This is a genomic window from Acinetobacter sp. TUM15064 (assembly GCF_008980265.1).
GTDB lineage: Bacteria > Pseudomonadota > Gammaproteobacteria > Pseudomonadales > Moraxellaceae > Acinetobacter.
The window spans coordinates 1-23,206 of sequence record NZ_BKFU01000032.1; the positions used below are offsets into that span (position 1 = coordinate 1).

Here is a 23,206-nt window from a genome sequence, read left to right on the forward strand (position 1 = left end):
TTATTTAGGGAAATATTTTTCATCATTGCTTGAAATTAGCAAATCTTAGGAATTTTATTTCGTATCATTTTGCCTAATATAACGTTCAAGGGCACAGGAATCGAAAAGAGTAGTTTGCGATTCGTTATCTATCAGATCAGCGTCGTACTTACCCACAAGGTCTCGATTCAGCTTAGGACGCTATAGATTATCCATCTATAGGCAAAAGCTTGGAACTTACCCAGTTTTAATCGTTGAAGTTATCTCCTGATCCCAAAAAATCATAAAGTTTTATTTCTTAAATATTTTTATCCCCTTTTTTTCAAATTATCTCAAAATATTACACTGAATCAGTAGTGTGTGAGCATTGTAATGTTTCACAAATGCCTATCTAAAAACGTCTAATTCATAACACGGAAAAGCATAAGCTTCTGCTATAACTATTTATGAAAAGTCGGATACGCATGGAATAACAATGAAAATATATGTCACCAGCATCATGGTCGATAGCCAAGAAAAAGCCTGTCAGTTTTATACAGAAAAACTCGGTTTTAAAGTCAAACATGATGTACCTGTGGGGGATTATCGTTGGCTGACTTTGGTTTCACCCGAAAGTCCAGAGGGCGTTGAACTGCTACTGGAACCTGATGCACATCCCGCAGCACAGCCGTTTAAGGCTGCGATCAAAGCAGATCTAATTCCCTATACTTCTTTTCAAGTGGATGACCTCGATGCGGAATATGAGCGCCTGAAAAAATTAGGGGTACATTTTACCGTAGCTCCCACGCGAGCAGGCACAGTCAAAGTAGCAGTCTTTGATGATACTTGTGGCAATCTTATTCAATTGATGCAAATGTTCAAAAGTAATGAATGAGTAAGATATCTGCTTTTGAAGAAATAAAATCCTGAGAAAAGCGCTTTTATGTGCGAAAAAAATCACAAATTCGGTTCATTTGGGAAAATATTTTTTATATGAATAATAATCTAGGATTTTTTTCCAAAAATAGCCAAAAAGACTTTATCTTCGGGAAACAATCCCGTCCTTGGATTGTTAAATTATATCTCAAGGGTGTGACGGGATCGAAAAGAGTAGCATGCTACCAGTGGCGCAAAACGCGTGAGTAGTACTTACCCAAAAGGTCTTGATTCGGCTTAGGACGCTATAAATCAAAAGTTTATAGGCTATAAGATCATCACTTACAAAGTTATGATAGTTGAAGTAAACAACATGTTTTCCCAGACACCCTAAAAAATTTCTCCAATGAATAAACAGCAAACAAAAATAAAATTCTAGATTTCTAACAAAGTTTAAAAAATCCTGCTGATTCAGTTCCTCATGGATCATTTCATTCTTAAGCCTCCTATTCAGTACTGACCGATCAACTGTGATTTACAGGGCGAAAAACCAATAGCCGAGAGAGTTTTCTATATTGGTGAGATGATTGACAGTAGAAACACAGCTTGTTATTTTTCGCGCTCGCTTTTCTATGCTGTTATTTTCATGGCTTTAAATGACAACTTTGTTTATGCACCTCCCCAAGAAGACTTGGTGATCGTTTATGAAGACGATGATTTGGTGGTGATTGAAAAGCCTGCGGGTTTGTTGTCGGTGCCGGGGCGTTTACCAGAACACCAAGACAGTGCCTATTTAAGGGTTTTAGCGCAGTATCCACATGCCAAAATTACCCATCGTTTAGATATGGCGACTTCGGGGATTTTAATGTTTGCCAAGCACCGCGATGCCGAAGTTGCCGTCAGTAAAATGTTCCAAGCTCGCACGGTAAATAAACACTATATTGCTTTAGTTCAAGGCCAGTTAGATGCTGAAGGCAGTGTTGACGTACCGTTGATTACCGACTGGGAAAACCGACCACGGCAGATTGTGCACTTCGAACTGGGCAAACCTGCAAAAACGCTTTATCAAGCCCTTAGTTATGACATTGAGACCGATATTACACGGGTTTTACTGACCCCGATTACGGGGCGTTCGCATCAGCTTCGTGTGCATATGCAATATATCGGGCATCCTATTACAGGGGACAAGCTCTATCATCCTGAACCGACAAGGAGTCCTTTAAAGCGTATGGCTCTACATGCCAGCTTTTTAGCCTTTAAACAGCCTTTAACAGGGGAGACTGTTACTATTCATGGGAACGTACCTTTTTAACCAAGACACATTTTTTAATAAAAACGAGAAATACTTAAAATTTGGGATATAAAATTGCCCAAAACACAGCTAAGTTAGAGTGTAAAAGAGCCTCCTTAACGTATAGCGAATATGTCCATTTAAAGTGTTAGGTTATGTGCTTCTTCTTTGGATCAGGTATTGCTGAGCAATTTGAGATGGGCTGAGAGTACGTTTGTCTGTTATAAGGCTCGCCGTTCAATTTACAAGCTATCTAATAGATGAGCCTCAAAAAATAAAAATGACTTTCCCTTTGGGAGATAGGCTATGTTTTATCTACTTGCTGTCATGATTGCATTACTCAGTACGATTATTTTTTGGCAACTCAGGCGCAGTCTCGGCCACAAAAAGCAGATTGAAATTTTAGAATGTAATTTAGAGCGCAGTCGAAATACCTTAGAGGCTTACGAACAACAACAGCATGAATTACAACATCGACTGACGAGTTTAAGAATTGAAGTGGGAACACTCAGACAACGTGAACAAGCACTAAGTCATTATCAAGAAATCATTGATGTCGAACATTATGTGATTGAACGGCTGAGCCAAGTGGAGTTGTTTGCAGAAACAGTTAAATTTGACGCCGAACAGATGCTCAATCAATGTCGACAACGGATTGAAAAAGTGAATCACTTCTTATCGGAATACGAGCTCAAAGCCAAAGAAACCATCATGCAACGGGCAAAGGAAAAGTTAGGCGCATTTTTTCACATGGCAGAAGAACGAGAGCAGTTGGCTGAAATTTCTAAAGCATTAAACAATAAAATTGAAACACACAGCCACATTTACCAACTGCCTTCAGAGCAGTTATTAGATGAACTCATCGAAGGCTATGGGAAAACGGATGCGGCCAATCATTTACTCAAAGTCCGTCAGCAGGTGATTCGTGCTGTAGAACACAATCAAGTGGTCACTTGTGCATTTTTGGATGAGCATCGGCATTTATCCGCCATCGCACTGTTTTCTCAGTTATTTAACAGCAAAGCAGACTTTTATTTACAACGCGTTGCTCAAGACAATCTCGGTTTGCTACTTCAAGCACTGCGCGATGACTTTACTTTAATTAATCACTATGGTGCTGTCTTTGGTCATGCCCGTATTATGGATCATTATCTTGCGCTACGGTTAGAAGAGTTGAAATTTACAGCTTTATTGAACAGTTTAAAAACGGGGGATGTGCAAGGACAAAGCCACATTGTGCTTGAACATCGAGTTGTACAATAAAGTTGCAAATAGATAGAAAAAGAAAATGTAAAAATTGGCAGAAAAAATCAGATCCACCTGCTAAAAAATGAGCAAATTATGCTATGTTGAAGTCACTATTTTGTCACTTGCCAACGTTATATTGGCTCAAAAGATAACAAGGACATTCGCATGACACGTGATTTTGAATTATATCCAGATGATGACAACGGAAATGTACTTTGGCAAATGGCTGAGGATGGTGATGATCTGTCAGAGCCGCATGAAATAGAATATTCGATCGCCTTTCAAGATCAGTCACAAGCTGAAAAATGTGCACTGTATTTATTACAAGAAGAACAAAAAATTACCTTATTTGTCGATGAGGACAATGATGTTTCCGAATGGATCATTACCATTTATGTCTATATGGAACCTGAGTATTCTGACATTGTCGACTTAGAACAGTGGTTTACCAAAATTGCAGAGCAGTTTGGTGGTGAATACGATGGTTGGGGCTGTATGGCGTATGTCTATGATGACGAAGAAGATGACGACGAAAACTATGAGCAAGGCCAAGCTTAGGTCAGCACCAAATTAAAAGCATGTTGAAAAACATGCTTTTTTATTTGCTCTATATTTACGCACAATAACGCTACAGTTTCTAATTTCTAGCGTTTTAAACTAAACATGAATATTTGAAAAGAACGAGAAAAATGATGTCAAATAGTGTTCAGTTACACCGCGTATTTAGTGTACCTGTCGAGCGTGTCTATCGTGCTTTTACCCATGCAGATGCTTTAGTAAAATGGATGGCACCGCATGGTTTCACGGCTCATGTGGAGCAGTTTGATGTACGCGAGGGTGGTCAATATCGTATGTTTTTTACCAACTTTAGTACAGGCATGCAGCATTCATTTCATGGTACCTATCATGAAATCATTGAAAATAGCTTATTACGCTATACCGATGAATTTGATGTGCCTGAACTGGCAGGTAAAATTGAAGTCCGTGTAGAGTTTAAAGAGGTCTCTGTAGGAACAGAAGTCCATATCACACAGTCTGGTTTACCGGAAGTGATTCCTGTTGATGGCTGTTATCTGGGGTGGCAAGAGTCATTGCAACTCTTGGCTTTTTTAGTGAATCCAGACATTCCCGATGAATAATACTTCGTCATCGTTGAACAATTGAATAAGTTGCACAAAAGAATAAAAAGGAGTTTTGCATGCCAATACGCATGAAGCGGATTTATGCACCTGTTGAAGCCGAAGATGGTAAGCGTGTTTTGGTTGATCGGCTATGGCCACGAGGAGTCTCAAAGCTTGAAGCCCAAATAGATCTGTGGTCAAAAAACTTAACCCCGTCCAATGAGCTGCGGAAATGGTATCACCAAGACATGGTGGCACACTGGGATGAGTTTAAGGTCCGTTATATGAAAGAACTGGAAGCACATCCCAGCGAGTTGAATGACTTACGGCAACTGGCATTGCAAGAGCAGATCACGTTACTTACCGCAGCTAAAGAAGAACAGCATAACCATGTGGTGATTTTGAAGCAGTGCTTGGAGCAAAAATAAGCTTAGGATGAGTGTTCTACGGGTAAAATTTTACTTTAGTCATGCATCAACGTTGTTTCTACAGAAGCAAAACCAAAGCCATAAAATAAATACGTGATTCACATTGTTTTAGCCTGAATAATGTTATATTGGCGCTTTGAGCAATGTGAATTGCTTATTTTTTATTTTTGAGGTTTTTATGTCTTTACCCAACTGCCCAAAGTGCCAGTCCGAATATACTTATGAAGATGGTGACTTGCTGATCTGCCCTGAATGTTCAAACGAATGGAAAGAGGGGGAATCTACCGAAGACGTGGTGGCAATTAAAGATGCCAATGGCAACTTACTCGCTGATGGTGATACAGTAACGGTAATTAAAGATTTAAAAATTAAAGGTTCGTCGTCTGTGGTAAAAGTCGGAACTAAAGTGAAAAATATTCGTTTGCTACCTGATGCTGCAGATGGTCATGATATTGATTGTAAGATTGACGGTGTTGGCGCGATGAAACTCAAGTCTGAGTATGTGAAAAAAGCCTAATGCGCTGAGTTTACAGTTAGCAATTAAAATGGAGTCAATAGGACTCCATTTTTTGTTTTAAACGATTTTGAAAGTAGATGAATTGTTTAAACAAGTGCACAGCATGTTATAAAGATAAAAAACTGTTGAAGAATACGTTATGCCTCATATCCACCTTGAGTACTCAGATAATATAGACACTCTCGAAGTTAAACCGATGTTGTTGGCTTTAAACCAAGCTTTGCTTGATGGTGAGTTTGTACAATCGGGCAATGAAGTGAAAAGTCGTGCCATCAAACAATCCGATTTTGTGATTGGGGTAGATGGAGACGCAGAAGCTTATTTACATGCCAAAGTCTCTTTACTTAGCGGTCGAGATGAAGCCACGCAATCTGCTATTTCCAAGCTCTTACTCAAAACATTGCAGCAAAATTTTAAAGTCCCGACCGATTTAGCTGTACAAATATGCGTAGAAATTATTGAAATGCCAAGAAATAGCTATAGTAAATTGGTGCTAAAAGCCTAAAGTAGTTTAAGGATAATCAACCGTTTCAGCAGAATTGAGAAAATGCAGTGTTGGCATTTTGATGTTGTCATGCATTATTCATATAGCGCTGTTATTTTAAAAAAAATAAAGATGGGTAAGGCAATAAATGGCTTTTTTTTATAAAAGAAGTCATTTATATTTTATAAAATTGGATGGTTTTTTATTCAAATCTGATTTATTTATTATTGCTTTAAAATAACAAGAGGTGAGCTTATGTCAGGATGGTACGAACTCAGTCAGGCAAATGACGGTCAATATCGCTTTGTTTTGAAAGCGGGAAATGGAGAAGTCATTTTAACCAGTGAACTGTATAAAGCAAAAGCGTCAGCCCATAATGGAATTGAGTCAGTTCAGAAGAATAGTCCAGATGATGCGCGTTATGATCGCTTAGAAGCCAAAAATGGTAAGCCTTATTTTAACTTAAAGGCTGCCAACCATCAGATTATTGGAACCAGTCAGTTTTATGCTACGGAGCAGTCACGCGATAAAGGCATTGAGTCTGTAAAAAACAATGGTGCAAGCGCCACAATTAAAGATTTAACAGCTTAATTTGCTATTAAATTATTGATGGGTTTAAGAATTTAAAAAACTGGCGTGTTAGCTAAGGAAGGCGCACGCGTTTTTTTATGGGTATTTTATGCGCATTGTTGGAGCACTATGTGGATGTACGATTAATTGGAGATGAGCATGCGGGGCATGAGATTATCTTCAAACTCAAGCAGTGGGATGATGCCATTTGTAAAATGGATGTACAAAATATTATTCGTCTTTGCCAGAGTGATGTCAGTTTGTTTGATATTGGATTTGAGTTACAAGGCGTACAAGCCTATCAGGAACTATGGCGACGCTATGCACCATTTTTTCAGGCTAAAGTGAAGGTTTTTAGGCGTAGCCTGAATATTTTTAGTCGTGATGGTTTGGCCTTTGTTCATTGTTATTCCAAACTTGATCATGCCAGTGGGGTGGCTACACCAGAGATCCCTTGGTGCCGAACGACATTGTGTTTTCAAAAAACGGCTGGAGAGTGGTTGGTTGCACATCAACATATTTCAGTGCCTGTCGATTTTGAGACACAAATGTCGAAGCCGATCTACTTTCATGATTGATGAAAAACTGAAAGGCAGAGGCTTTACAGGGGTTAATCAATTCATGTTCAGACTGTGTTTTAATGAATGAATGTAGCTTTGACCAAAGGAAAGTGTATGGCATTCCACGATTTTTACCGACTAAGTTCTCATGCGGTCATCACCAATGCTGTAGGGCAGGTTTTATTACTGAAAGCCAATTATGCTGATCAGGCTTGGGGTTTACCAGGTGGTGCATTAGACATGGGTGAAACCATGCATCAAGCGTTACTGCGAGAGTGCCAAGAAGAACTCAGTTGTGAGGTCCAAATTGATTATTTATCGGGTGTGTATTTTCATGCGGCAGTGACTTCACATGCGTTTATTTTTAGATGCCATTTGGCTGCATCGACCGAGATTAAGCTGAGCGATGAACATACGGCCTATGCATGGTTTGATTTAGATCAACTGTCTAAAGTGCAACGGATTCGTGTTGAAGACTGTTTAAATTATACAGGTACGGTACAGAGCCGAAGTTTTTAAGCACAGGGTTAATATTCCACGCAAGCGGAGTGAAGTCATATGTTGAATAAAACGTTAGGAACACTAAGCCATTCACTCTTGGGCGCTGTTTTGATCAGCACCTTAACTCAACTGGCTTATGCAGATACGGGGAGTTACTTTATACATAAGGACTGGGAACTTGCCTGTGATAATACGGGTATGTGCCGTGCGGCAGGCTATCAGAGTGATGCTCAGTTTGGTCAACCAGTATCTTTACTGATTTCTCGTCCCGCAGGTGCAGGCGGTGCAGTGCTTACCCAACTTCAGATAGAAGAAGACTTAGTGCAAAATATGGAGGCAAATCTGAGTGTTGGCGCTACTTCGTTGGGGAGAGTCACCTTTGATGCCCACAAAAGTACCGCAAAACTGTCCAGTGCTCAAAGTACGCAGTTGCTAAAGGCCTTAGTCGGTGCAGAAGATATTCGTCTCACGACCCAAGCACAGCAATGGCAAATTTCAACCGCAGGGGCAAATGCTGTTTTGCTCAAAATGGATGATATACAAAAGCGGGTAAATACACCGAATGCCATCTATCAAAAAGGCAATCAGTCTGAGCAAAATGTTTTACAACCCAAAGCCATCCCTAAAATTGGCATTACAGGATATCGACCTGCGGTTGCTAGCCACTTTGCCGTGGACAGTAAAAATGCCCATCAACTCTTTAAAAAGTTAAAAGCAAAAACAGATGAACAAGACTGTCCAAATCTCTATGAGGCGCGGTTTTTTGAGGATGATCGGGTTTCAGTCTATCCGCTGAATGTGGAACAAGTGGTGGTTCAAGTACCATGTTGGCGTGGGGCATACAATGAAGGTCTAGGCTACTGGGTCATGGACAAAGCCTTACAAAAGATTCAGCAGCAAGTTACCACATCAGGCTCAAGTTTTAGTGAGGCGCAAATTTTCTCAGAACAAAAAGGGCGGGGCATTGCTGACTGTGGTATTCGTTCTGAGTGGGCTTGGAATGGAAAGGCTTTTGTTCTCAGCTATCAGGCACAATCGCAGCAATGTAAAGGCTTTGCGGGTGGGGCATGGAACTTACCGACTTATGTGGCGATCGTTGCGCGAACGGATTAGGTCGCGCTTGTATTTAGTTTGAGAATAATGTCATCTAGTGGCTTAATACGTTTGACTTCATCCCATAAAGCTTTGGCTTCAGGATAATGTTTAGACATCATACCGAGCCATTGTTTATAGCGTCCGACCATATTCATTTCTTTTTTATACCCGCCGTTTAAGAAACGGATTTGTAAGCTTAGTAGCTCATTCCATGTCAGTAGAGGTGTATCAATATTTTGACGAATACACTGGGTCAAATCAGGTGTGGTCACGGCACCACGTCCAATCATCAAATCTTCACAGCCAGACTCTAAGCGACACTGTTTCGCGTCTGCATTATTCCAAATTTCACCATTGGCAATCACATTGATCTTTAAGGCTTCACGAATCGGGCGGAGTTGATCCCAAAAAGCGGGTGGCGTATAACCATCGGCTTTGGTCCGTGCATGCACGGTAACCCAAGCCGCACCTGCGTCTTCAATGGCATGAGCATTATCCAACATAAAATGTCGGTCCATATAGCCTAAGCGCATTTTCGCAGAAACAGGAATGTGCGCAGGAACCGCATCACGTACTGCTTTGACCAGTTCATGCACCACTTCTGGCTCATCTAAAAGCACCGAGCCACCACGGTGACGGTTCACGGTTTTGGCTGGACAACCAAAGTTCATATCAATGGCGGGTGCACCGAGTTTCACAGCACGGATGGCATTGGCAGCCAGCATTTCAGGATCATTACCTAAAAATTGAACATGCACGGGTGTTCCCGCTGCCGTTTTTCCGTCATGCAGTAATTCAGGGCAATACTGATGAAAAATATGATCAGGTAAGACCGAATTGGTCACACGGATAAACTCGGTCACACACCAATCGAAGCTACCCACAGACGTGAGCACATCACGCATGATTGGGTCAGTTAAGCCTTCCATCGGTGCAAGGATGAGTTTCACAGCGGTGTCACCAGTCAAATAGAAAAACGGTGTTATACGCAAATCCGATCACGCTGTCCAGTCTAATGCGTTTGGGTTAAATCGAAATAGTTTTGAATCTGTGTCTCCTCGACAAAGGCATCATCATGTGAAACTAAAATAACTGCCCCTGTAAAATCGCGAATAGCCTGTGCCAACAGTCGTCTTGAGTCGATGTCGAGATGATTTTCGGGTTCATCCAGTAACAGTAAGTCCACAGGCTGTGCTGCGAGACTGATACACAGTAAGGCAACTTTGAGTTGTTCACCGCCACTAAGTAGTGAGATGGGAAGCAGAGCCTTATCTCGTCGAATTCGAAGTTGCCCCAATTGATTCCGACACTCTTCATCAGACAAAGATGGATTTAATAATTGTAAATTGTGTACTGCATTCAGTTTTGGATTCAGCAGACTAAAGTTTTGATCTAAATATAACGATGCTCCTCGCTTGAAAATTTCTCCCGATTGAACATGACTATAATTTTGGATGGCACGAAGTAAAGTCGACTTACCTGAACCATTTTGGCCGCGCAGTTGGATTTTTTCTCCGTTATATAAGGCAAAAGAAATAGGCGAGATAGAGAGTGTGGTTAAAACCACCTCTTTTAAACGAAGAATTTCACCAGTTTGTTGAGGTTGAAAATGGAAATCAAACTTTTGTGACTTCATCTGTTCTAGCTGTTGCTGTTTGTTTTTGAGTTCGTCTTGCGCTTGTTCCTTTTGGCGAAGTTGTTGCTGCGCGACTCCCGATAGCGCTTGACTAGCACGTTCTTTTTTAAAGTCGAGCAGGATTTTGGCTTGAGAACCTGAGCTTCGTAATTTCTGCCCAGACTTTTGCCTTTTCTGGGCTTTCATGCGTTGTTCATGCTGTTGGACTTGTAATTGTTTAAGTTCGCGTTTCTCTTGCGAGATGTTGTGTAGTAACGCCTGCTGTTGTTGCTCTGCTTGTGACTGATACTCGGCATAGTTGCAACGGAAATGTTGCAAGCCAAAATCATTTAAAACATAGGTGTTGGGGATTTGATTTAACAATGTGCGGTCATGGCTAATGACTAAACAGCCCGCAGGATGTTGAAGGATTTTTTGGCTTAACCACACACGACTTTCATGATCTAAGTGATTACTGGGTTCATCAAGAAGTAAATAATGCTCAGTTTGTAAAAATAGGCGGCACAGTGCCAGTTTGGTTTTCTGACCTTCACTTAGTTGAGAAACCGAGCTGGATAAATCTGTAGGTAAGTTTGCACTTTTCAGTAATTTTAACCATTCAGAGGGTTGATGCCATGCATGTTCGACGCGATCATAGTCCTCAAAGCTCGCGGTATATTGCTCAATACGCTGAAAACTGGCATAGAGGTCTGAAACGTCAAGCGCCTCGGCAAGCGTACAGTTGCTTAAACGTTTGAGCTGACTTAAGTGGGAAAATGGCATATGCCAAATCACTTCGCCACTCGCATAATTGGGTCTGTGCGCTTGAGCGAGTAAGGACATTAATATTGATTTGCCTTGACCATTACGTCCGATCAGGGTTGAACATTGGGCAGCGGGCAATTCAAAGTTTAAATGCTGAAAAAGTGCTTCATGAGTAAATTGAACGCTTAGGTTTTTTACGGTACAGGCCTGTTGGGTCATTGAAGACTCCTTTATACAGGACATACAAAATAAATTTTTATATAGAAATATAGAGTAGTAAATAAGTTTATTTTGCACGTCAGAAAACAAATAAATTAGATTTGACGGAAAATAAGACTTACTTCATTGGCATTACTCTAAGTAGAAGGTAGAAGAAGGGAGGCGTAATAGTTTTGTCAGTATAACAGGTGGATGAAAAATAATCTATTTGCATTATTCTAATTATAAATTTAAGGATGATTTATCAATACTATAGGCTACCGGAGCTTCGTCATAGACGCATAAATCTTTCATAGACCGTGATTGATTGGGGAGAATTAGTCAATTATGGAGGGGATGAGTTTATCTACATTGTCATTGGCCAAAAGCATTGTGTTCTGTTTTAGTGTTATTTCGTATAGGCTCTATAATGTTAAATGGAATAAAATTTTGATCAAGTTTCTTTTATAATAAATGAAGATTTAGGATATTTAAAATAATGAAATTACTAAGCTTTATACTGTTATTTATTAGTAGCAGTTGTTTTGCTTTATCTGGTGACGAATTCGATCAACAGTATCGACATTTGAATGGTGAACTAAATAAAGCTGTAATTAATAATATGATCTATTCTAGAGATTATGATGATAAAGAGGTTCCACTTTCAGAACAATTGGAATCTAAAAGTAAGTGGTGTGATTTAACCAAAGCTAGAGTAAATTTATTGGATTTTGTGATTCAGAATTTCTCTGCTTATAAAGCATGGGGGAAGCAAAACAATCTTGATGATGATTCTAATTTGGATGATTTTAATAAGTTTCATAACAATCAGCAGAAATCATATATTGGCTGTCAGCTAAATCTGGAAGAATACCGATTAAAAATGTAATTAAATTATAAATACTAAGATGAGAGCTAGATGTTAATTTTAGAAAAACTAGAATTAACATCATCACTGTATACAGAATTTATTGCACAAGTTTTTATAAATCAATTAATTAAATTTTTATGGAAGCTCAGTTTGCCTAAGCTGGGCTTTTCTGTTGGGCCATTATGTTATACATCTACTTTTTGAGTAAAGTACTGTATCTTTAATAAAGCGAACTCAACGAAAAGACGTCATCGACCTAAAATCATTTCCAATACAAACTTAGATCCGATAAAACCGACAGCCAATAAAAAGAATCCAATTAAGGTAAAGCGAATCGCTTTTTGACCTCGCCAACCGAAACGGTAATGTCCGATGAGCAAAGCCCCATACACAAACCAAGAAATAATACTAAAAGCGGTCTTATGTGCCAGATGTTGGGCAAAAAAGTTGTCAATGGTAAAGAAACCAAACACCAACGCCACAGTCAGTAAAATAAAACCCGTTTTAATCAAGTCAAACAATAAAGATTCCATCGCTTGAAAAGAGGGCAGTAAGTTGACCCAAAAGCGTTTCTTTTGTTTGTTTTTTAACTCACGATCTTGGAACCATAAAATCACGGCTTGTATGGTCGCCATGAGTAGTACTGCATAGGCCGACAGCGATAAAATAATATGAATATCTAGGCCCAATGAGCGCTGTTCAATAAATTGAGTGGACTGACTAAAAGCAAAACCTAAAATGAGTCCTGTCGCGGCCACAGGAATGCCAATCAGGTTCAAAGCTAAAATTGGACGATAAGTACTATAGAGTAGACTGAGTAACAGCATGAGCCCCGATGTAAATGACATTAAGACGAAAACGTCATAATTTACTCCCATTGGCGTGAGCATGTCATGGTACAAAACGGTTGCATGTAACAATAGGCCTAAGCCTAAAATAATACCAATAAACCAATGGTTTGGATCACGTTTAGCCATTAATTTGATAAACAAATACCAAAAAGAGGTGGTATAGGCAACTAATGCTAAGATGGTATAAACCAAGGGCAGGCTAATCATGTCAAACCTTTTTCAGGATGATGAATATTCATTTATATAAATTCGGTGCGAACTACAGTATCCTATAGCATTCTATGCATAAATTTTCTATTTTAAGAAAGATTTTTTTGCAACTAGCAATTTTAAGCGGATTTTGCAATGTTTGATACCTTAACGGAACGACTCACGCAGAGTTTAAGAAATGTTACTGGCTCTGGGCAGCTAACCGAAGACAATATTAAAGATACCCTACGTGAAGTACGTATGGCACTTCTTGAAGCCGATGTTGCACTTCCTGTAACTCGTGAATTTATCGCGAAAGTTAAGGAAGAGGCGTTGGGTCAAGAAGTGATGACTCAATTATCGCCGGGCCAAGCATTTGTTAAAATCGTGCATGACGAATTAACAAAAATGATGGGCGAGGCCAATGAAAGCCTTGATCTTGCAGCAAAACCTCCTGTTGTGGTCCTACTTGCGGGCTTACAAGGTGCAGGTAAAACAACAACGGCTGCAAAACTAGCTCGCTTCTTACAAGAACGCCAAAAGAAAAAAGTAGCGATGGTGTCTGCCGACGTTTACCGTCCAGCAGCAATTAAACAGCTACAAACCGTTGCAGGTGAGGTCGGTGCGATTTTCTTTGAATCGAGTGCTGACGAAAAACCGATTACCATTGCAACGCGTGCAATTGAACAAGCCAAAATTCAGTTTGCGGATGTCTTGATTGTCGATACCGCAGGTCGTCTACACGTAGATGACGAAATGATGGACGAGATCAAAGAACTTCACGCGGCGATTAAGCCAACTGAAACTTTGTTCGTGGTCGATGCAATGACCGGTCAGGATGCGGCAAATACAGCCAAAGCCTTTAATGATGCATTACCATTAACGGGCGTGATTCTGACTAAAACTGATGGTGATGCACGTGGTGGTGCGGCGCTTTCAGTACGTGCCATCACAGGTAAGCCAATCAAATTCTTAGGTATGGGTGAAAAGCTCGATGCCTTAGAGCCATTCCATCCTGAACGTGTTGCACAGCGTATCTTAGGTATGGGTGACGTACTTTCTTTGGTCGAAGAGCTTGAACGTAAAGTCGACAAAGAAAAAGCCGAAAAAATGGCGAAAAAACTGCAAAAAGGTGGCAGCTTCAACTTTGAAGATATGCTAATGCAGTTTGAGCAAATGAATAAAATGGGCGGCATGATGGGCTTCTTGGATAAGCTACCTGGCATGAGTAATGCAGGGATCCAAGATGCGTTGGCACAAGCGAACCCTGAAAAGCAAGTGAAAAAGATGGAAGCGATTATCCAGTCGATGACCATCAAAGAACGTCGTAACCCAGACCTGATGAACCCAAGCCGTAAAAAGCGCATTGCAGCGGGCTGCGGTATGGATGTCGTTGAAGTCAATAAGTTGATTAAACAACATGCGCAAATGGCGAAAATGATGAAGAAATTTGCCAATCCATCAGGTATGGCAAAAATGATGAAATCATTAGGTGGCTTGCAAAAGCAATTTGGTGGCGGTGGTGCGGGACCATTGTTCGGTGGAAATGACAAGAAAAAATAAGTCAGCTTTCACAATAAGATGAGTAAAAAAGGCGCGTATGCGCCTTTTTTACGTCTGTAATCTATGCAACAAGAGGGTAGAGCTAGTTTCTTCAGTAACAAGGGGAATAACAAAAACGCACTGTTTATGGACTGAAAGTTGCGTAAAATTTATTCGTTTAAAACATTATAATAAGAAGCTAGAAAAATGAGTAAATCTAAACAACATATTTACATCGTGCATGGTTATCAGGGATCTCCCAATGATCATTGGTTTCCATGGCTAAGCCAAAAACTTACCCAGATAGATGCTCACTTGGCCGTTAAGCGTTTGGTATTGCCACATAGTAATACACCGAATTTTGAAGAGTGGCAGCAGGCTTTAGCTTTGCAAATGTCAACTTTGGATGAAAACACCATTATTGTTGCGCATAGTTTGGGGTGTTTGGCAACTTTACATTACTTGAGTATTCAACTGCGGGAACGTCGAATTAAAGCCATTTACTGTATTGCAGGATTTAAAGCCCCTGTGAAGGCTGTTCCTGAGCTAGATAGCTTTATTGCTCAAGCGAAGTTAGACAGTGGGGTGTTACATTCACATATTGCTTCGCGTGTGGTGATGTTTTCAAATAACGATCCTTTTGTTCCACCCCCTTTCGTTTTGACTTTTGGACACTTTTTAAGTGCTGAAGTTCAGGAGGTAAAACGTGCAGGACATTTTATGGGAGAGGATGGTTATATTGAGTTTGAGTTGCTACTTAATAATTTAAAGCCCCTATTACTGTCTCAGACTGCGATTTCGACTCAAAATTGATGCTGAATATAATATTGCAAGCCTTTGAGTAATAAATCATTTTCGATGCAAGGTGCATAATGCTCCAAATAACGTGCAAATATAGGAGCATCGCCACCAGTTAAAATCAGTTGACGTGGGGACTGCTGTAAAACCTTTTCAATGGTACTGACGAGACCAAGTAAAATTCCATGATGCACGGCGTCGATGGTATTACGACCGGGCCCAAGTTGATCAAAAGCTGCATCTGGAATTTTAATACCTTTGGTGTTTTGAATGAGTGAATCACGTTGTAGGTAAAGATTTGGTAAAATATATCCACCTAAGTGTTGTAACCCATCCGCCAAGTCAATGGTCAGCGCTGTACCACAGCTAATGACACAATAGTTCTGCCTAGCATCGCGTGCTACAGCCAGTACTTGTAGCCAACGGTCAATTCCGAGCTGTTCAGGTTTTTCATAGCCACACTGTAGACCCGCATAGCTCGCCTGTACTTGGGCAAAGGTGATGGGCACATTTAAGCTTTTTAGAAGCTTGTTGATTCGGTCGTTATTTTTTTTGTCCTGAACCGAAGAAACACCAATCTGTTGAATGTTCAAGTTTTTAAAATGTTGAATCAGTCCTAAAAGTAAGTCAGCAGGGGATTGTAAATGTAACTCAGCACCTTGTTCTATGATGCGATCTTCCTGCGTAATCCAATATTTCAGCCGCGTATTGCCAATATCTAACCATAGATTTTTCATGATAATCCTCGGTCTATTTAAATGACGGATGTTGGGCGCAAGCGGCCTTGGTAAAAGCATTCAACACCATTCGCGGTCTGAATTTGTACTGCACCATCATCTTGAATGCCTAAGAATATACCTTGAGATAGACCTTTCATATGCTCAAATTCAACCTGTTGCTGCATGAAGGCTGCATAATGGTTAAAACGTGAAGCTAAATTGGCACTATTATGAGAAAACCATAAGCCTGCTTGTTGAATCGCCAGATACAGTTCTGCCATTAAGTGAATTCGATCTGGTTGGGCTAAACCAAGCTGTTCAAGTGAACTGGTGGCTTGATCGAGCTGGGTATCTTCGACTTGGTTGATATTGATACCCACCCCAATGATCGCTTGGTGGCTTGACAGTGGTTCAACTAAAATTCCGCCCCATTTACCTTGAGCACTATAAAGGTCATTCGGCCATTTCACTTGCAGAGCAAGGCCTTGCAAACTCGGCATTTGCAAGATATTTAACGCAATTTCTAAAGCCAAGCGCCCATCTATAGGTGTTTTGGTCTGTAGCAATGTGCTTAAATAGATGTTTCCTTCAGGAGAAACCCATTGTCGTTGACGCTGTCCACGACCTTGAGTTTGTCGTGTACTGCAGACCAAAACGCTCTGAATTCCTTTTTGCGCAATTTCACGCACATCATCATTGGTGGATGTGGTAACTGGTTTAAGCAATAAAACTTCAGGAAGTTGCTGTGCTTCAGCGAGAAGCTGTTGTAATTGGCGTGTCTCTAAATCCATATGAATCTGAGAAAAGTGAAAAATGATCATGGAGTTAATCATATATTTACTGATTGGCGCAATCGCTGGTTTTGCTGCGGGGCTATTTGGGGTCGGTGGTGGACTCATTATCATCCCGATTTTATATGTGGTGTTTACTCATCTGAACTATGACCCGAGTGTCATTATGCATATAGCGGTTGGCACATCACTGGCCACGATTATTGTCACGTCAATGAGTTCAGTGAGTGCGCATCATAAACGTGGAGCCGTGTTGTGGCCTGTATTTCGTAATTTGGCCCCAGGTTTAGTCATGGGGGCTTTTTTAGGTGCGGGCATTGCAGATTATATGTCGGGACATGGCTTACAGCTGCTGATCGGTTTTTTTGCGGTGTGGGTGGCTTACAAAATGTTTAGTGGCGCACATGTTGAGGTCGATCCATCGCGTCAGTTACCTTCAACAGGACGACAGTTATTTGCTGGAGCAGGTATTGGTGTGGCTTCTGCGATTTTTGGCATTGGTGGTGGAAGTTTGACAGTGCCGTACTTAAACCGGCACGGGGTCGTTATGCAAAAAGCAGTGGCGACATCAGCCGCTTGTGGCTTACCTATTGCAGTAGCTGGTGCTTTGGGTTTTATGTGGTTTGGTCATCGAGCTGAGGTCAATGTACCGAATACCATTGGTTATATTCATGTCTATGCCTTTTTCGGGATTGCGGTCATGAGTTTTATCACCGCGAAGTTTGGTGCAAAAGTAGCGCACCATTTGTCGCCAGCGATGTTGAAAAAGTGTTTTGCGGGGTTATTAATTGTTGTTGGGCTATATTTTATTTATCAAGGTTTTAGTTCTTAAATAAGCGCGAAAATCTTGTCTAGCTTGATTTTCATTGGCATTATAGACGGTAAAATTGTCTGACAATGACATGGTGTTTACCGTTTAATCTCAGGTAAAACTTAAAAATAGGTCACTAAAGACCATGGATTGCATCTTATAAAAACAAGTTAGGAACAGTATGCAAGCACATGATACAGAGAGTTTGTCCGAACAAATTGCCAAGCACATCAGTGAACAAATTATTCGCGGTGAGTTGGTTGAAGGTGAGCGAATACAAGAATTACGTATTGCCGCAGAACTAGATGTGAGTCGTGGTTCTGTGCGTGAAGCTTTGTTATTGCTTGAACGCACCCATCTGATTGAAATTTATCCGCGCCGTGGCGCGATTGTCTCAGAAATGTCAGCCCAACAAGTGCGCGCATTGTTTGATACCAGCAGCCTACTTTTGGGGCAAATTGTGCAACGTATTGCGGAGACATGGCGTAGCTATGAAGCGGAACGTTTGCAATTGTTATTGGATGAATTGAGCAATCAGTTGAAACAAGGCAGTATCGAAAAATTTTATGATTTAATTTTTGAAGGATTGGCACGTCAGCATGAAATGGTGGGCAATCCTTATCTGATGAAGTTCTATCAAGAGCTATTACCCTCGATACGTCGAAGCTATTTTTTAACCTTAAATACTTCACGTAGAGAGTTACAAGAATCTTATGATTTATTTAAACTAGTGACTGATGCGGTTTTAATCAGAAAATCACAACAAGCTACTTTATTTATGGAAGATTTTTGTCGACACTTACGTAACTTGGTGTTGGAATCTCTGACCCGAATGAAACAAATTGAACTTGCGTGGGCGAGACGCTCACGACGTTAGTCAGGACATTATGCGTTTAAGCAGTTTAAAACTTTCCGGCTTCAAATCTTTTGCCGACAGTACTACATTACACTTTAAAGATAGCCGTACCGCTGTGGTTGGGCCGAATGGTTGTGGTAAATCCAATGTAATCGACGCGATCCGTTGGGTCATGGGTGAATCCAGTGCACGTCAGTTGCGTGGTGGCAGTATGCAGGATGTCATTTTTACAGGCACGGCAAAGCGCAAGCCTGTTAGTGTCGCAAGTGTAGAACTGCGTTTTGACAACACCTATGGCAAGTTAGGTGGCAGTTATAATGCCTATACTGAACTGGCAGTTAAGCGTCAGGTCAACCGAGATGGCAAGTCTGAATACTTTTTAAATGGCACCAAATGCCGTCGTCGGGATATTACTGATATATTCTTAGGCACAGGTTTAGGGCCGCGTTCTTATTCGATTATTGAACAGGGCATGATCAACCGTTTGGTTGATGCAAAACCTGAAGAAATGCGGGTTTTTATTGAGGAAGCCGCAGGAGTTTCACGTTATCAAGCACGTCGCCGTGAAACTTTATTGCATTTGGATCACACCACGCAAAACTTATCGCGTTTAGAAGATATTGCCTCTGAGTTAAGATCACAGTTAAAAACTTTAAAACGGCAGGCCGAAACCGCGATTCAGTACAAAACACTGGAAAGTCAAATTCGCACCATTAAAGTCGAAGTTTTATCTTTTCAATGCGAACAAAGCAGTCGTCTACAGCAAGAATATACGCTACACATGAATGATTTGGGCGATCAGTTCAAGTTAGTCCGTTCAGAGTTAACCACTTTAGAGCATGATTTGACTTCAACCAGTGAGCTATTTCAACGCCTGATTCAGCAGTCCACGCCTCTACAGAGTGAGTGGCAACAGGCAGAGAAAAAGCTGGCTGAGTTAAAAATGACTTTGGAACAAAAACAGAGCCTGTTCCAGCAAAATACGACGACTTTGGCACAGCTTAAACAGCAGAAGGCACAAACCAAAGAACGTATGCAGTTGATCGAGTTACAACTGGAAAGTTTGCACGAACAAAATGAGCTTCATACCGAACAGTTACAACAGCAAGAAAGTCAAAACCAACAGCAAAGCCAAGGCTTAACGGATTTAAAAGCACAGCAGCAACAATTGCTTCAACAGTTTGAACAAGTCAAAAGTTTGGTTGAAAAGCAACAGCAACAAAAAACGCAAATGTTGGCGCAAAGTGAACAGTTGGCCAAAAACATTTTACGTTTTGAACAACAAAAGCAAATTTTAGAGCAACAAGCGGCGCAAATTCAAAACCAAAGCCAGTTGGATGCGATAGACCAATTGTTGCATGCCAAGCAAGACGCCGAGGCACAGCAGTTACAACGTGAGCAAAGTATCATTGAGGTGCAGTTACAGCTGGATGATTTGCGTATTCAGCATCAAGCTGCTCAAACTGAGTTGAATCAGCACAAAGCAGATATACAGGTCTTAAGTGCAGAACAGAAACATCTAAAGCAGCTGTTGGTCAAAGTCAGCGCCTTAAAAAATAGTGATCATCCACAGTTGATGCACGTGCTGAAGCTTAAAGATGCGGCTAAAACCCATGCTGCACTGGTCGAAAAATTCTTAGCCAAATGGCTTTCAGCACATTGTTTGGAAAACAGCGATGTATTCACCGATGCGGTTGCACGTCAGTTAACGCCTCAGCCACATGTTGAACTGATCGAAATTGCAGGTTGTGATAGCCTAGCCAGTTGGATTGAATCACCGCAGTCCTCTTTGTGGCAGCAGGTGGGGGTGACCACCAACTTAAAACAAGCCCTCGCTTTGCAAAAGCAATTGAAAGATGGTCAGTCTCTTCTAAGTTTAGACGGTTATCATGTTGGTGTGGACTGGGTGATTGGTTTGGATTATGACGAAGCGAGCCAAGCTGGACAGGGGGCGCTCAGTCATCGAATTCGTTTAGATGAAATTGAACAGAGTCTTGCTGAAAAAACAGGACTTCTGACTCAGCTTGAAACGAAAACCACAGAACTTCGTACTCAAGTTCAAGCAGTAGATGAGCAGTTAAAAGCGGATCAACAGCTATTGAAAAAAGAAGTTCAGGCAACCCAGCAGATTGACTTGAATATCGCCAAAGTACAAAGTACCAACCAAGCCTTTGAAGTGCAAAAACAACAATTGGCCAATCAATTGGCACAGTTAGACAGTCAACTCGAAGAAGATGCCATGCAAAAAGATGATTTGGAGATTGATCTGCATGCATTGAATATTAAGCTTGAGCAAAACTTGCCTAACTACAAAACCATGCAGTTCCAAGTGGAGTCTTTGACTGAGCAACTGGATGATAGCCAGCAGCAGGCACAGCAGGTTTGGCAAGCACTTGAAATGGTACGTCGTCAGGCAGTGCAAACCACACAGCAGATTGAACTGTTAGAAAAAGACCGTACTTTTTTAAAAGCACAGTATCAGCAAATTTTGTCGCAGATGGAACAGGCCAAAAAGTTTATTGACCCTGTACAACTGGAGCTGCCTGCCTTAGAAAGCCAGTTTAGTGAACAAGCACAGATCACTGAAAAGCTACAAAAAACATGGTCTGAATGGCAAGTTGAGCTGAATGCGGTGCAAGAGCGTCAGCAGAGTTTGACCGAACAACGTCATCAGCATCAGCAACAAGATGAAAAGCTGAGAACTCAGTTAGAAGAAAAACGTTTGGCGTGGCAAGCTGCAAAGTCAGACTTACAACATTATTCTGAACAGCTGAAAGAGATGAATGTTGAAGCTATTGAGGGTTTGAACATTGAGATCAGTAGCCATCAACAAGTTCTAGAAAAAGCACAGCAGCAGTTTGAGAAATTGGGTGCAGTGAATTTGGCAGCTTCAGAAGAATATGAAGAAGTGTCTAAACGTTTTGAAGAATTGAGTCATCAAATTCAAGATTTGGAAAATACCGTTGAACAGTTGCGTGCTGCAATGAAAAGTATTGACCAAGAAACCCGTAAACTGTTTATGACTACTTTTGATCGGGTCAATGCTGAACTGCAAGATTTGTTCCCGAAAGTGTTTAATGGTGGGGAGGCGAGTCTAACTTTAGAAGATGACTGGCAGTCTGGGGTAAAACTGATGGCCCGTCCACCGGGCAAACGCAACAGCTCATTGGCACTACTTTCAGGCGGAGAAAAAGCCCTGACAGCATTGGCCTTGGTGTTTGCGATTTTCCGTCTTAATCCATCGCCATTTTGTGTTTTGGATGAAGTTGATGCGCCTCTGGATGATGCAAACGTGGGAAGATTTTGTAATCTTGTAAAAGAGCTTTCTGAACAGGTGCAATTCATTTACATTACCCATAATAAACTCGCAATGACGATGGCGACCGACTTGTTAGGTGTTACGATGCCTGAACCGGGAACATCAAAATTAGTGACTGTAAATTTAGAACAGGCAAAAGAATACGGTTTAGTCGCGGAGGCCTAATAAGATGGAATACACAACAATTATTGGTATCGTCATAGCAGTGATTATTATGCTGCTTGGCATCAGAATGATTTTCCGAAAGCCGACAGATGCCGCACCATCGCTAGATTCGACTTTGCATATTGATGAAGATAGTCAAAAACCGATTATTCCACGTCATGTCCGTGACCAACTGCAAACGGTGGTCGTGGAACCTGCAGAGCGTAAAGAGCCGATTTTAAGTGATGCTCCAGTCGATGCAACAATAGCGGGAAAAGCTGAACCAAAGGCTTTAGATGCAGATAGTGTAGTCGAGAATACTGATGCTGAACCAAGTTTAGTGGCATCAGCTGACATAGAAAATAAAGCAGTAGACTCAGCCACTCCTGAAAATACTGCAACAGAATCAACGACTGAAAGTACAACCTCAGCGCTTGTCGATGACCAAGCGAGGGCCGATAAAACTGAATTTAGTTTAAATGCTAACGTCGAAAAAGCCGAAATTTCAGAGTTTGACGATGAAAGTAGTATTTTAGATGCACATTTGTATGAGCAAAAAATTGTTGATGATGAAAGTGCCTTAGCCACAGCAGAATCGTTTATTGCCCTGAATGTTTATCCTGAACGTCGTGCATTGTCTGGTGAGAAAACCTTAAAAGTTTTAATGAAGTATGGCCTACGTTTTGGCGAAATGTCATGTTTCCATCGCTATAACGAAGATGGAACCAAGTTGCTGTTCTCTGTGTTGCAAATTACCGATACAGGTATGGATGGTTTTGACTTGGAAAATTTGTCGACCGATCCAATTAAAGGCTTGGCCTTTTTCTTGGCCTTACCACACCGCGATGTCCAAAATGCCTTTGACACCATGGACAGTATTTCACGTTTGATTGGCCGTGAAATAGATGGAACAGTTTATGACCAAAATAATCAAGAGTTCACGCCCCAACTGCGTGAGCATTGGCGCCACTTGGCGATTGATTACCGTGCTGGACAAGCAATCGACGCTTAATCTGATTGAAAGGAACGATAACGATTTCTATAATAGACAGCAGAAATACAATTTTTAGGGCGGAACAAAGACCGCC

At 41.0% G+C, this 23,206-nt stretch carries 24 protein-coding genes; 19 read left to right on the plus strand and 5 right to left on the minus strand.

All coding sequences use genetic code 11. The features are described 5' to 3' along the window. Positions 1-454 precede the first annotated feature (454 nt). The 12 genes from GBI16_RS10685 (at position 455) to GBI16_RS10740 (ending at position 8,667) form a co-directional block, all read left to right on the plus strand. Positions 455-853, plus strand: a complete 399-nt coding sequence (locus GBI16_RS10685; RefSeq protein ID WP_151707049.1) for a VOC family protein — start codon at positions 455-457, stop codon at positions 851-853. A 627-nt stretch (positions 854-1,480) separates the two neighbouring features. Beyond that, complete coding sequence (locus GBI16_RS10690; protein ID WP_151707050.1) at positions 1,481-2,146, plus strand: RluA family pseudouridine synthase; 666 nt, start codon at positions 1,481-1,483, stop codon at positions 2,144-2,146. Between the two features lie 285 nt (positions 2,147-2,431). Further along, positions 2,432-3,388, plus strand: coding sequence for a DUF5660 family protein (locus GBI16_RS10695; protein ID WP_151707051.1), 957 nt, complete (start codon positions 2,432-2,434; stop codon positions 3,386-3,388). Between the two features lie 150 nt (positions 3,389-3,538). After that, entirely contained in the window at positions 3,539-3,931 is a 393-nt protein-coding gene (locus tag GBI16_RS10700) for a ribonuclease E inhibitor RraB (RefSeq protein ID WP_086208762.1), read from the plus strand. A 131-nt stretch (positions 3,932-4,062) separates the two neighbouring features. Beyond that, the gene (locus GBI16_RS10705; RefSeq protein ID WP_171494560.1) at positions 4,063-4,512 is read left to right on the plus strand and encodes an SRPBCC family protein; all 450 of its coding nucleotides are present in this window, start codon (positions 4,063-4,065) and stop codon (positions 4,510-4,512) included. 59 nt (positions 4,513-4,571) lie between these two features. After that, entirely contained in the window at positions 4,572-4,922 is a 351-nt protein-coding gene (locus GBI16_RS10710; RefSeq protein WP_110973865.1) for a DUF488 domain-containing protein, read from the plus strand. 178 nt (positions 4,923-5,100) lie between these two features. Then, a complete protein-coding gene (locus tag GBI16_RS10715; RefSeq protein WP_086208760.1) occupies positions 5,101-5,439 on the plus strand; it encodes a zinc ribbon domain-containing protein YjdM in 339 nt (112 codons plus the stop codon). Between the two features lie 139 nt (positions 5,440-5,578). Next, a complete protein-coding gene (locus GBI16_RS10720) occupies positions 5,579-5,944 on the plus strand; it encodes a 5-carboxymethyl-2-hydroxymuconate Delta-isomerase (RefSeq protein WP_110973863.1) in 366 nt (121 codons plus the stop codon). Between the two features lie 234 nt (positions 5,945-6,178). Beyond that, on the plus strand, positions 6,179-6,514 hold the full coding sequence (locus GBI16_RS10725; RefSeq protein WP_110973862.1) for a YegP family protein: 336 nt from the start codon (positions 6,179-6,181) through the stop codon (positions 6,512-6,514). 110 nt (positions 6,515-6,624) lie between these two features. Further along, positions 6,625-7,071: a nuclear transport factor 2 family protein gene (locus tag GBI16_RS10730; RefSeq protein WP_151707052.1), complete on the plus strand. Its 447-nt coding sequence runs from the start codon at positions 6,625-6,627 to the stop codon at positions 7,069-7,071. A 96-nt stretch (positions 7,072-7,167) separates the two neighbouring features. After that, a complete protein-coding gene (locus GBI16_RS10735; protein ID WP_151707053.1) occupies positions 7,168-7,572 on the plus strand; it encodes an NUDIX hydrolase in 405 nt (134 codons plus the stop codon). Positions 7,573-7,611: 39 nt separating this feature from the next. Then, positions 7,612-8,667, plus strand: a complete 1,056-nt coding sequence (locus GBI16_RS10740) for a DUF1176 domain-containing protein (protein ID WP_151707054.1) — start codon at positions 7,612-7,614, stop codon at positions 8,665-8,667. Here the strand turns inward: GBI16_RS10740 and GBI16_RS10745 are convergent. Next, the gene (locus GBI16_RS10745) at positions 8,664-9,599 is read right to left on the minus strand and encodes a tRNA-dihydrouridine synthase (RefSeq protein WP_151707055.1); all 936 of its coding nucleotides are present in this window, start codon (positions 9,597-9,599) and stop codon (positions 8,664-8,666) included. The two genes, GBI16_RS10740 and GBI16_RS10745, sit on opposite strands and share 4 nt — an antisense overlap. 62 nt (positions 9,600-9,661) lie before the next feature. Then, positions 9,662-11,248, minus strand: a complete 1,587-nt coding sequence (locus tag GBI16_RS10750; protein ID WP_151707056.1) for an ATP-binding cassette domain-containing protein — start codon at positions 11,246-11,248, stop codon at positions 9,662-9,664. Positions 11,249-11,726: 478 nt separating this feature from the next. Between GBI16_RS10750 and GBI16_RS10755 the strand changes: the two genes are divergently transcribed. Further along, positions 11,727-12,116 (plus strand): hypothetical protein, encoded by a 390-nt coding sequence (locus tag GBI16_RS10755; RefSeq protein ID WP_151707057.1) that lies wholly within the window; start codon positions 11,727-11,729, stop codon positions 12,114-12,116. A gap of 230 nt (positions 12,117-12,346) precedes the next feature. On the opposite strand, the gene GBI16_RS10760 is transcribed toward GBI16_RS10755, so the two are convergent. Continuing rightward, positions 12,347-13,156, minus strand: coding sequence for an inner membrane protein YpjD (locus GBI16_RS10760; protein WP_086208752.1), 810 nt, complete (start codon positions 13,154-13,156; stop codon positions 12,347-12,349). Between the two features lie 138 nt (positions 13,157-13,294). Between GBI16_RS10760 and ffh the strand changes: the two genes are divergently transcribed. Together ffh and GBI16_RS10770 are read left to right on the plus strand one after the other, a co-directional pair. After that, on the plus strand, positions 13,295-14,701 hold the full coding sequence (ffh, locus tag GBI16_RS10765; protein ID WP_086208751.1) for a signal recognition particle protein: 1,407 nt from the start codon (positions 13,295-13,297) through the stop codon (positions 14,699-14,701). A 186-nt stretch (positions 14,702-14,887) separates the two neighbouring features. Further along, positions 14,888-15,493: an alpha/beta hydrolase gene (locus tag GBI16_RS10770; RefSeq protein WP_151707058.1), complete on the plus strand. Its 606-nt coding sequence runs from the start codon at positions 14,888-14,890 to the stop codon at positions 15,491-15,493. Here GBI16_RS10770 and GBI16_RS10775 read toward each other — a convergent pair. Both GBI16_RS10775 and GBI16_RS10780 read right to left on the minus strand, forming a co-directional pair. Beyond that, the gene (locus GBI16_RS10775) at positions 15,484-16,215 is read right to left on the minus strand and encodes a type III pantothenate kinase (protein ID WP_086208749.1); all 732 of its coding nucleotides are present in this window, start codon (positions 16,213-16,215) and stop codon (positions 15,484-15,486) included. The genes GBI16_RS10770 and GBI16_RS10775 overlap by 10 nt on opposite strands. A 17-nt stretch (positions 16,216-16,232) precedes the next feature. Further along, complete coding sequence (locus tag GBI16_RS10780) at positions 16,233-16,988, minus strand: biotin--[acetyl-CoA-carboxylase] ligase (RefSeq protein WP_151707069.1); 756 nt, start codon at positions 16,986-16,988, stop codon at positions 16,233-16,235. A 28-nt stretch (positions 16,989-17,016) separates the two neighbouring features. Between GBI16_RS10780 and GBI16_RS10785 the strand changes: the two genes are divergently transcribed. The 4 genes from GBI16_RS10785 (at position 17,017) to GBI16_RS10800 (ending at position 23,130) form a co-directional block, all read left to right on the plus strand. Continuing rightward, positions 17,017-17,820, plus strand: a complete 804-nt coding sequence (locus tag GBI16_RS10785; RefSeq protein ID WP_151707059.1) for a sulfite exporter TauE/SafE family protein — start codon at positions 17,017-17,019, stop codon at positions 17,818-17,820. A gap of 160 nt (positions 17,821-17,980) precedes the next feature. Further along, positions 17,981-18,676, plus strand: a complete 696-nt coding sequence (locus GBI16_RS10790; protein WP_086208747.1) for a GntR family transcriptional regulator — start codon at positions 17,981-17,983, stop codon at positions 18,674-18,676. Between the two features lie 10 nt (positions 18,677-18,686). After that, the gene (gene smc, locus GBI16_RS10795; protein WP_151707070.1) at positions 18,687-22,139 is read left to right on the plus strand and encodes a chromosome segregation protein SMC; all 3,453 of its coding nucleotides are present in this window, start codon (positions 18,687-18,689) and stop codon (positions 22,137-22,139) included. 4 nt (positions 22,140-22,143) lie between these two features. Next, complete coding sequence (locus tag GBI16_RS10800) at positions 22,144-23,130, plus strand: cell division protein ZipA C-terminal FtsZ-binding domain-containing protein (RefSeq protein WP_151707060.1); 987 nt, start codon at positions 22,144-22,146, stop codon at positions 23,128-23,130. Positions 23,131-23,206 lie beyond the last annotated feature (76 nt).

Bases quoted from the DNA above. Each gene is read 5' to 3' on its own strand.
- GBI16_RS10685 (WP_151707049.1), top strand. From the start codon at position 455: ATGAAAATATATGTCACCAGCATCATGGTCGATAGCCAAGAAAAAGCC.
- GBI16_RS10690 (WP_151707050.1), top strand. From the start codon at position 1,481: ATGGCTTTAAATGACAACTTTGTTTATGCACCTCCCCAAGAAGACTTG.
- GBI16_RS10695 (WP_151707051.1), top strand. From the start codon at position 2,432: ATGTTTTATCTACTTGCTGTCATGATTGCATTACTCAGTACGATTATT.
- GBI16_RS10700 (WP_086208762.1), top strand. From the start codon at position 3,539: ATGACACGTGATTTTGAATTATATCCAGATGATGACAACGGAAATGTA.
- GBI16_RS10705 (WP_171494560.1), top strand. From the start codon at position 4,063: ATGATGTCAAATAGTGTTCAGTTACACCGCGTATTTAGTGTACCTGTC.
- GBI16_RS10710 (WP_110973865.1), top strand. From the start codon at position 4,572: ATGCCAATACGCATGAAGCGGATTTATGCACCTGTTGAAGCCGAAGAT.
- GBI16_RS10715 (WP_086208760.1), top strand. From the start codon at position 5,101: ATGTCTTTACCCAACTGCCCAAAGTGCCAGTCCGAATATACTTATGAA.
- GBI16_RS10720 (WP_110973863.1), top strand. From the start codon at position 5,579: ATGCCTCATATCCACCTTGAGTACTCAGATAATATAGACACTCTCGAA.
- GBI16_RS10725 (WP_110973862.1), top strand. From the start codon at position 6,179: ATGTCAGGATGGTACGAACTCAGTCAGGCAAATGACGGTCAATATCGC.
- GBI16_RS10735 (WP_151707053.1), top strand. From the start codon at position 7,168: ATGGCATTCCACGATTTTTACCGACTAAGTTCTCATGCGGTCATCACC.
- GBI16_RS10740 (WP_151707054.1), top strand. From the start codon at position 7,612: ATGTTGAATAAAACGTTAGGAACACTAAGCCATTCACTCTTGGGCGCT.
- GBI16_RS10750 (WP_151707056.1), bottom strand. From the start codon at position 11,248: ATGACCCAACAGGCCTGTACCGTAAAAAACCTAAGCGTTCAATTTACT.
- GBI16_RS10755 (WP_151707057.1), top strand. From the start codon at position 11,727: ATGAAATTACTAAGCTTTATACTGTTATTTATTAGTAGCAGTTGTTTT.
- GBI16_RS10760 (WP_086208752.1), bottom strand. From the start codon at position 13,156: ATGATTAGCCTGCCCTTGGTTTATACCATCTTAGCATTAGTTGCCTAT.
- ffh (WP_086208751.1), top strand. From the start codon at position 13,295: ATGTTTGATACCTTAACGGAACGACTCACGCAGAGTTTAAGAAATGTT.
- GBI16_RS10770 (WP_151707058.1), top strand. From the start codon at position 14,888: ATGAGTAAATCTAAACAACATATTTACATCGTGCATGGTTATCAGGGA.
- GBI16_RS10775 (WP_086208749.1), bottom strand. From the start codon at position 16,215: ATGAAAAATCTATGGTTAGATATTGGCAATACGCGGCTGAAATATTGG.
- GBI16_RS10780 (WP_151707069.1), bottom strand. From the start codon at position 16,988: ATGGATTTAGAGACACGCCAATTACAACAGCTTCTCGCTGAAGCACAG.
- GBI16_RS10785 (WP_151707059.1), top strand. From the start codon at position 17,017: ATGGAGTTAATCATATATTTACTGATTGGCGCAATCGCTGGTTTTGCT.
- GBI16_RS10790 (WP_086208747.1), top strand. From the start codon at position 17,981: ATGCAAGCACATGATACAGAGAGTTTGTCCGAACAAATTGCCAAGCAC.
- smc (WP_151707070.1), top strand. From the start codon at position 18,687: ATGCGTTTAAGCAGTTTAAAACTTTCCGGCTTCAAATCTTTTGCCGAC.
- GBI16_RS10800 (WP_151707060.1), top strand. From the start codon at position 22,144: ATGGAATACACAACAATTATTGGTATCGTCATAGCAGTGATTATTATG.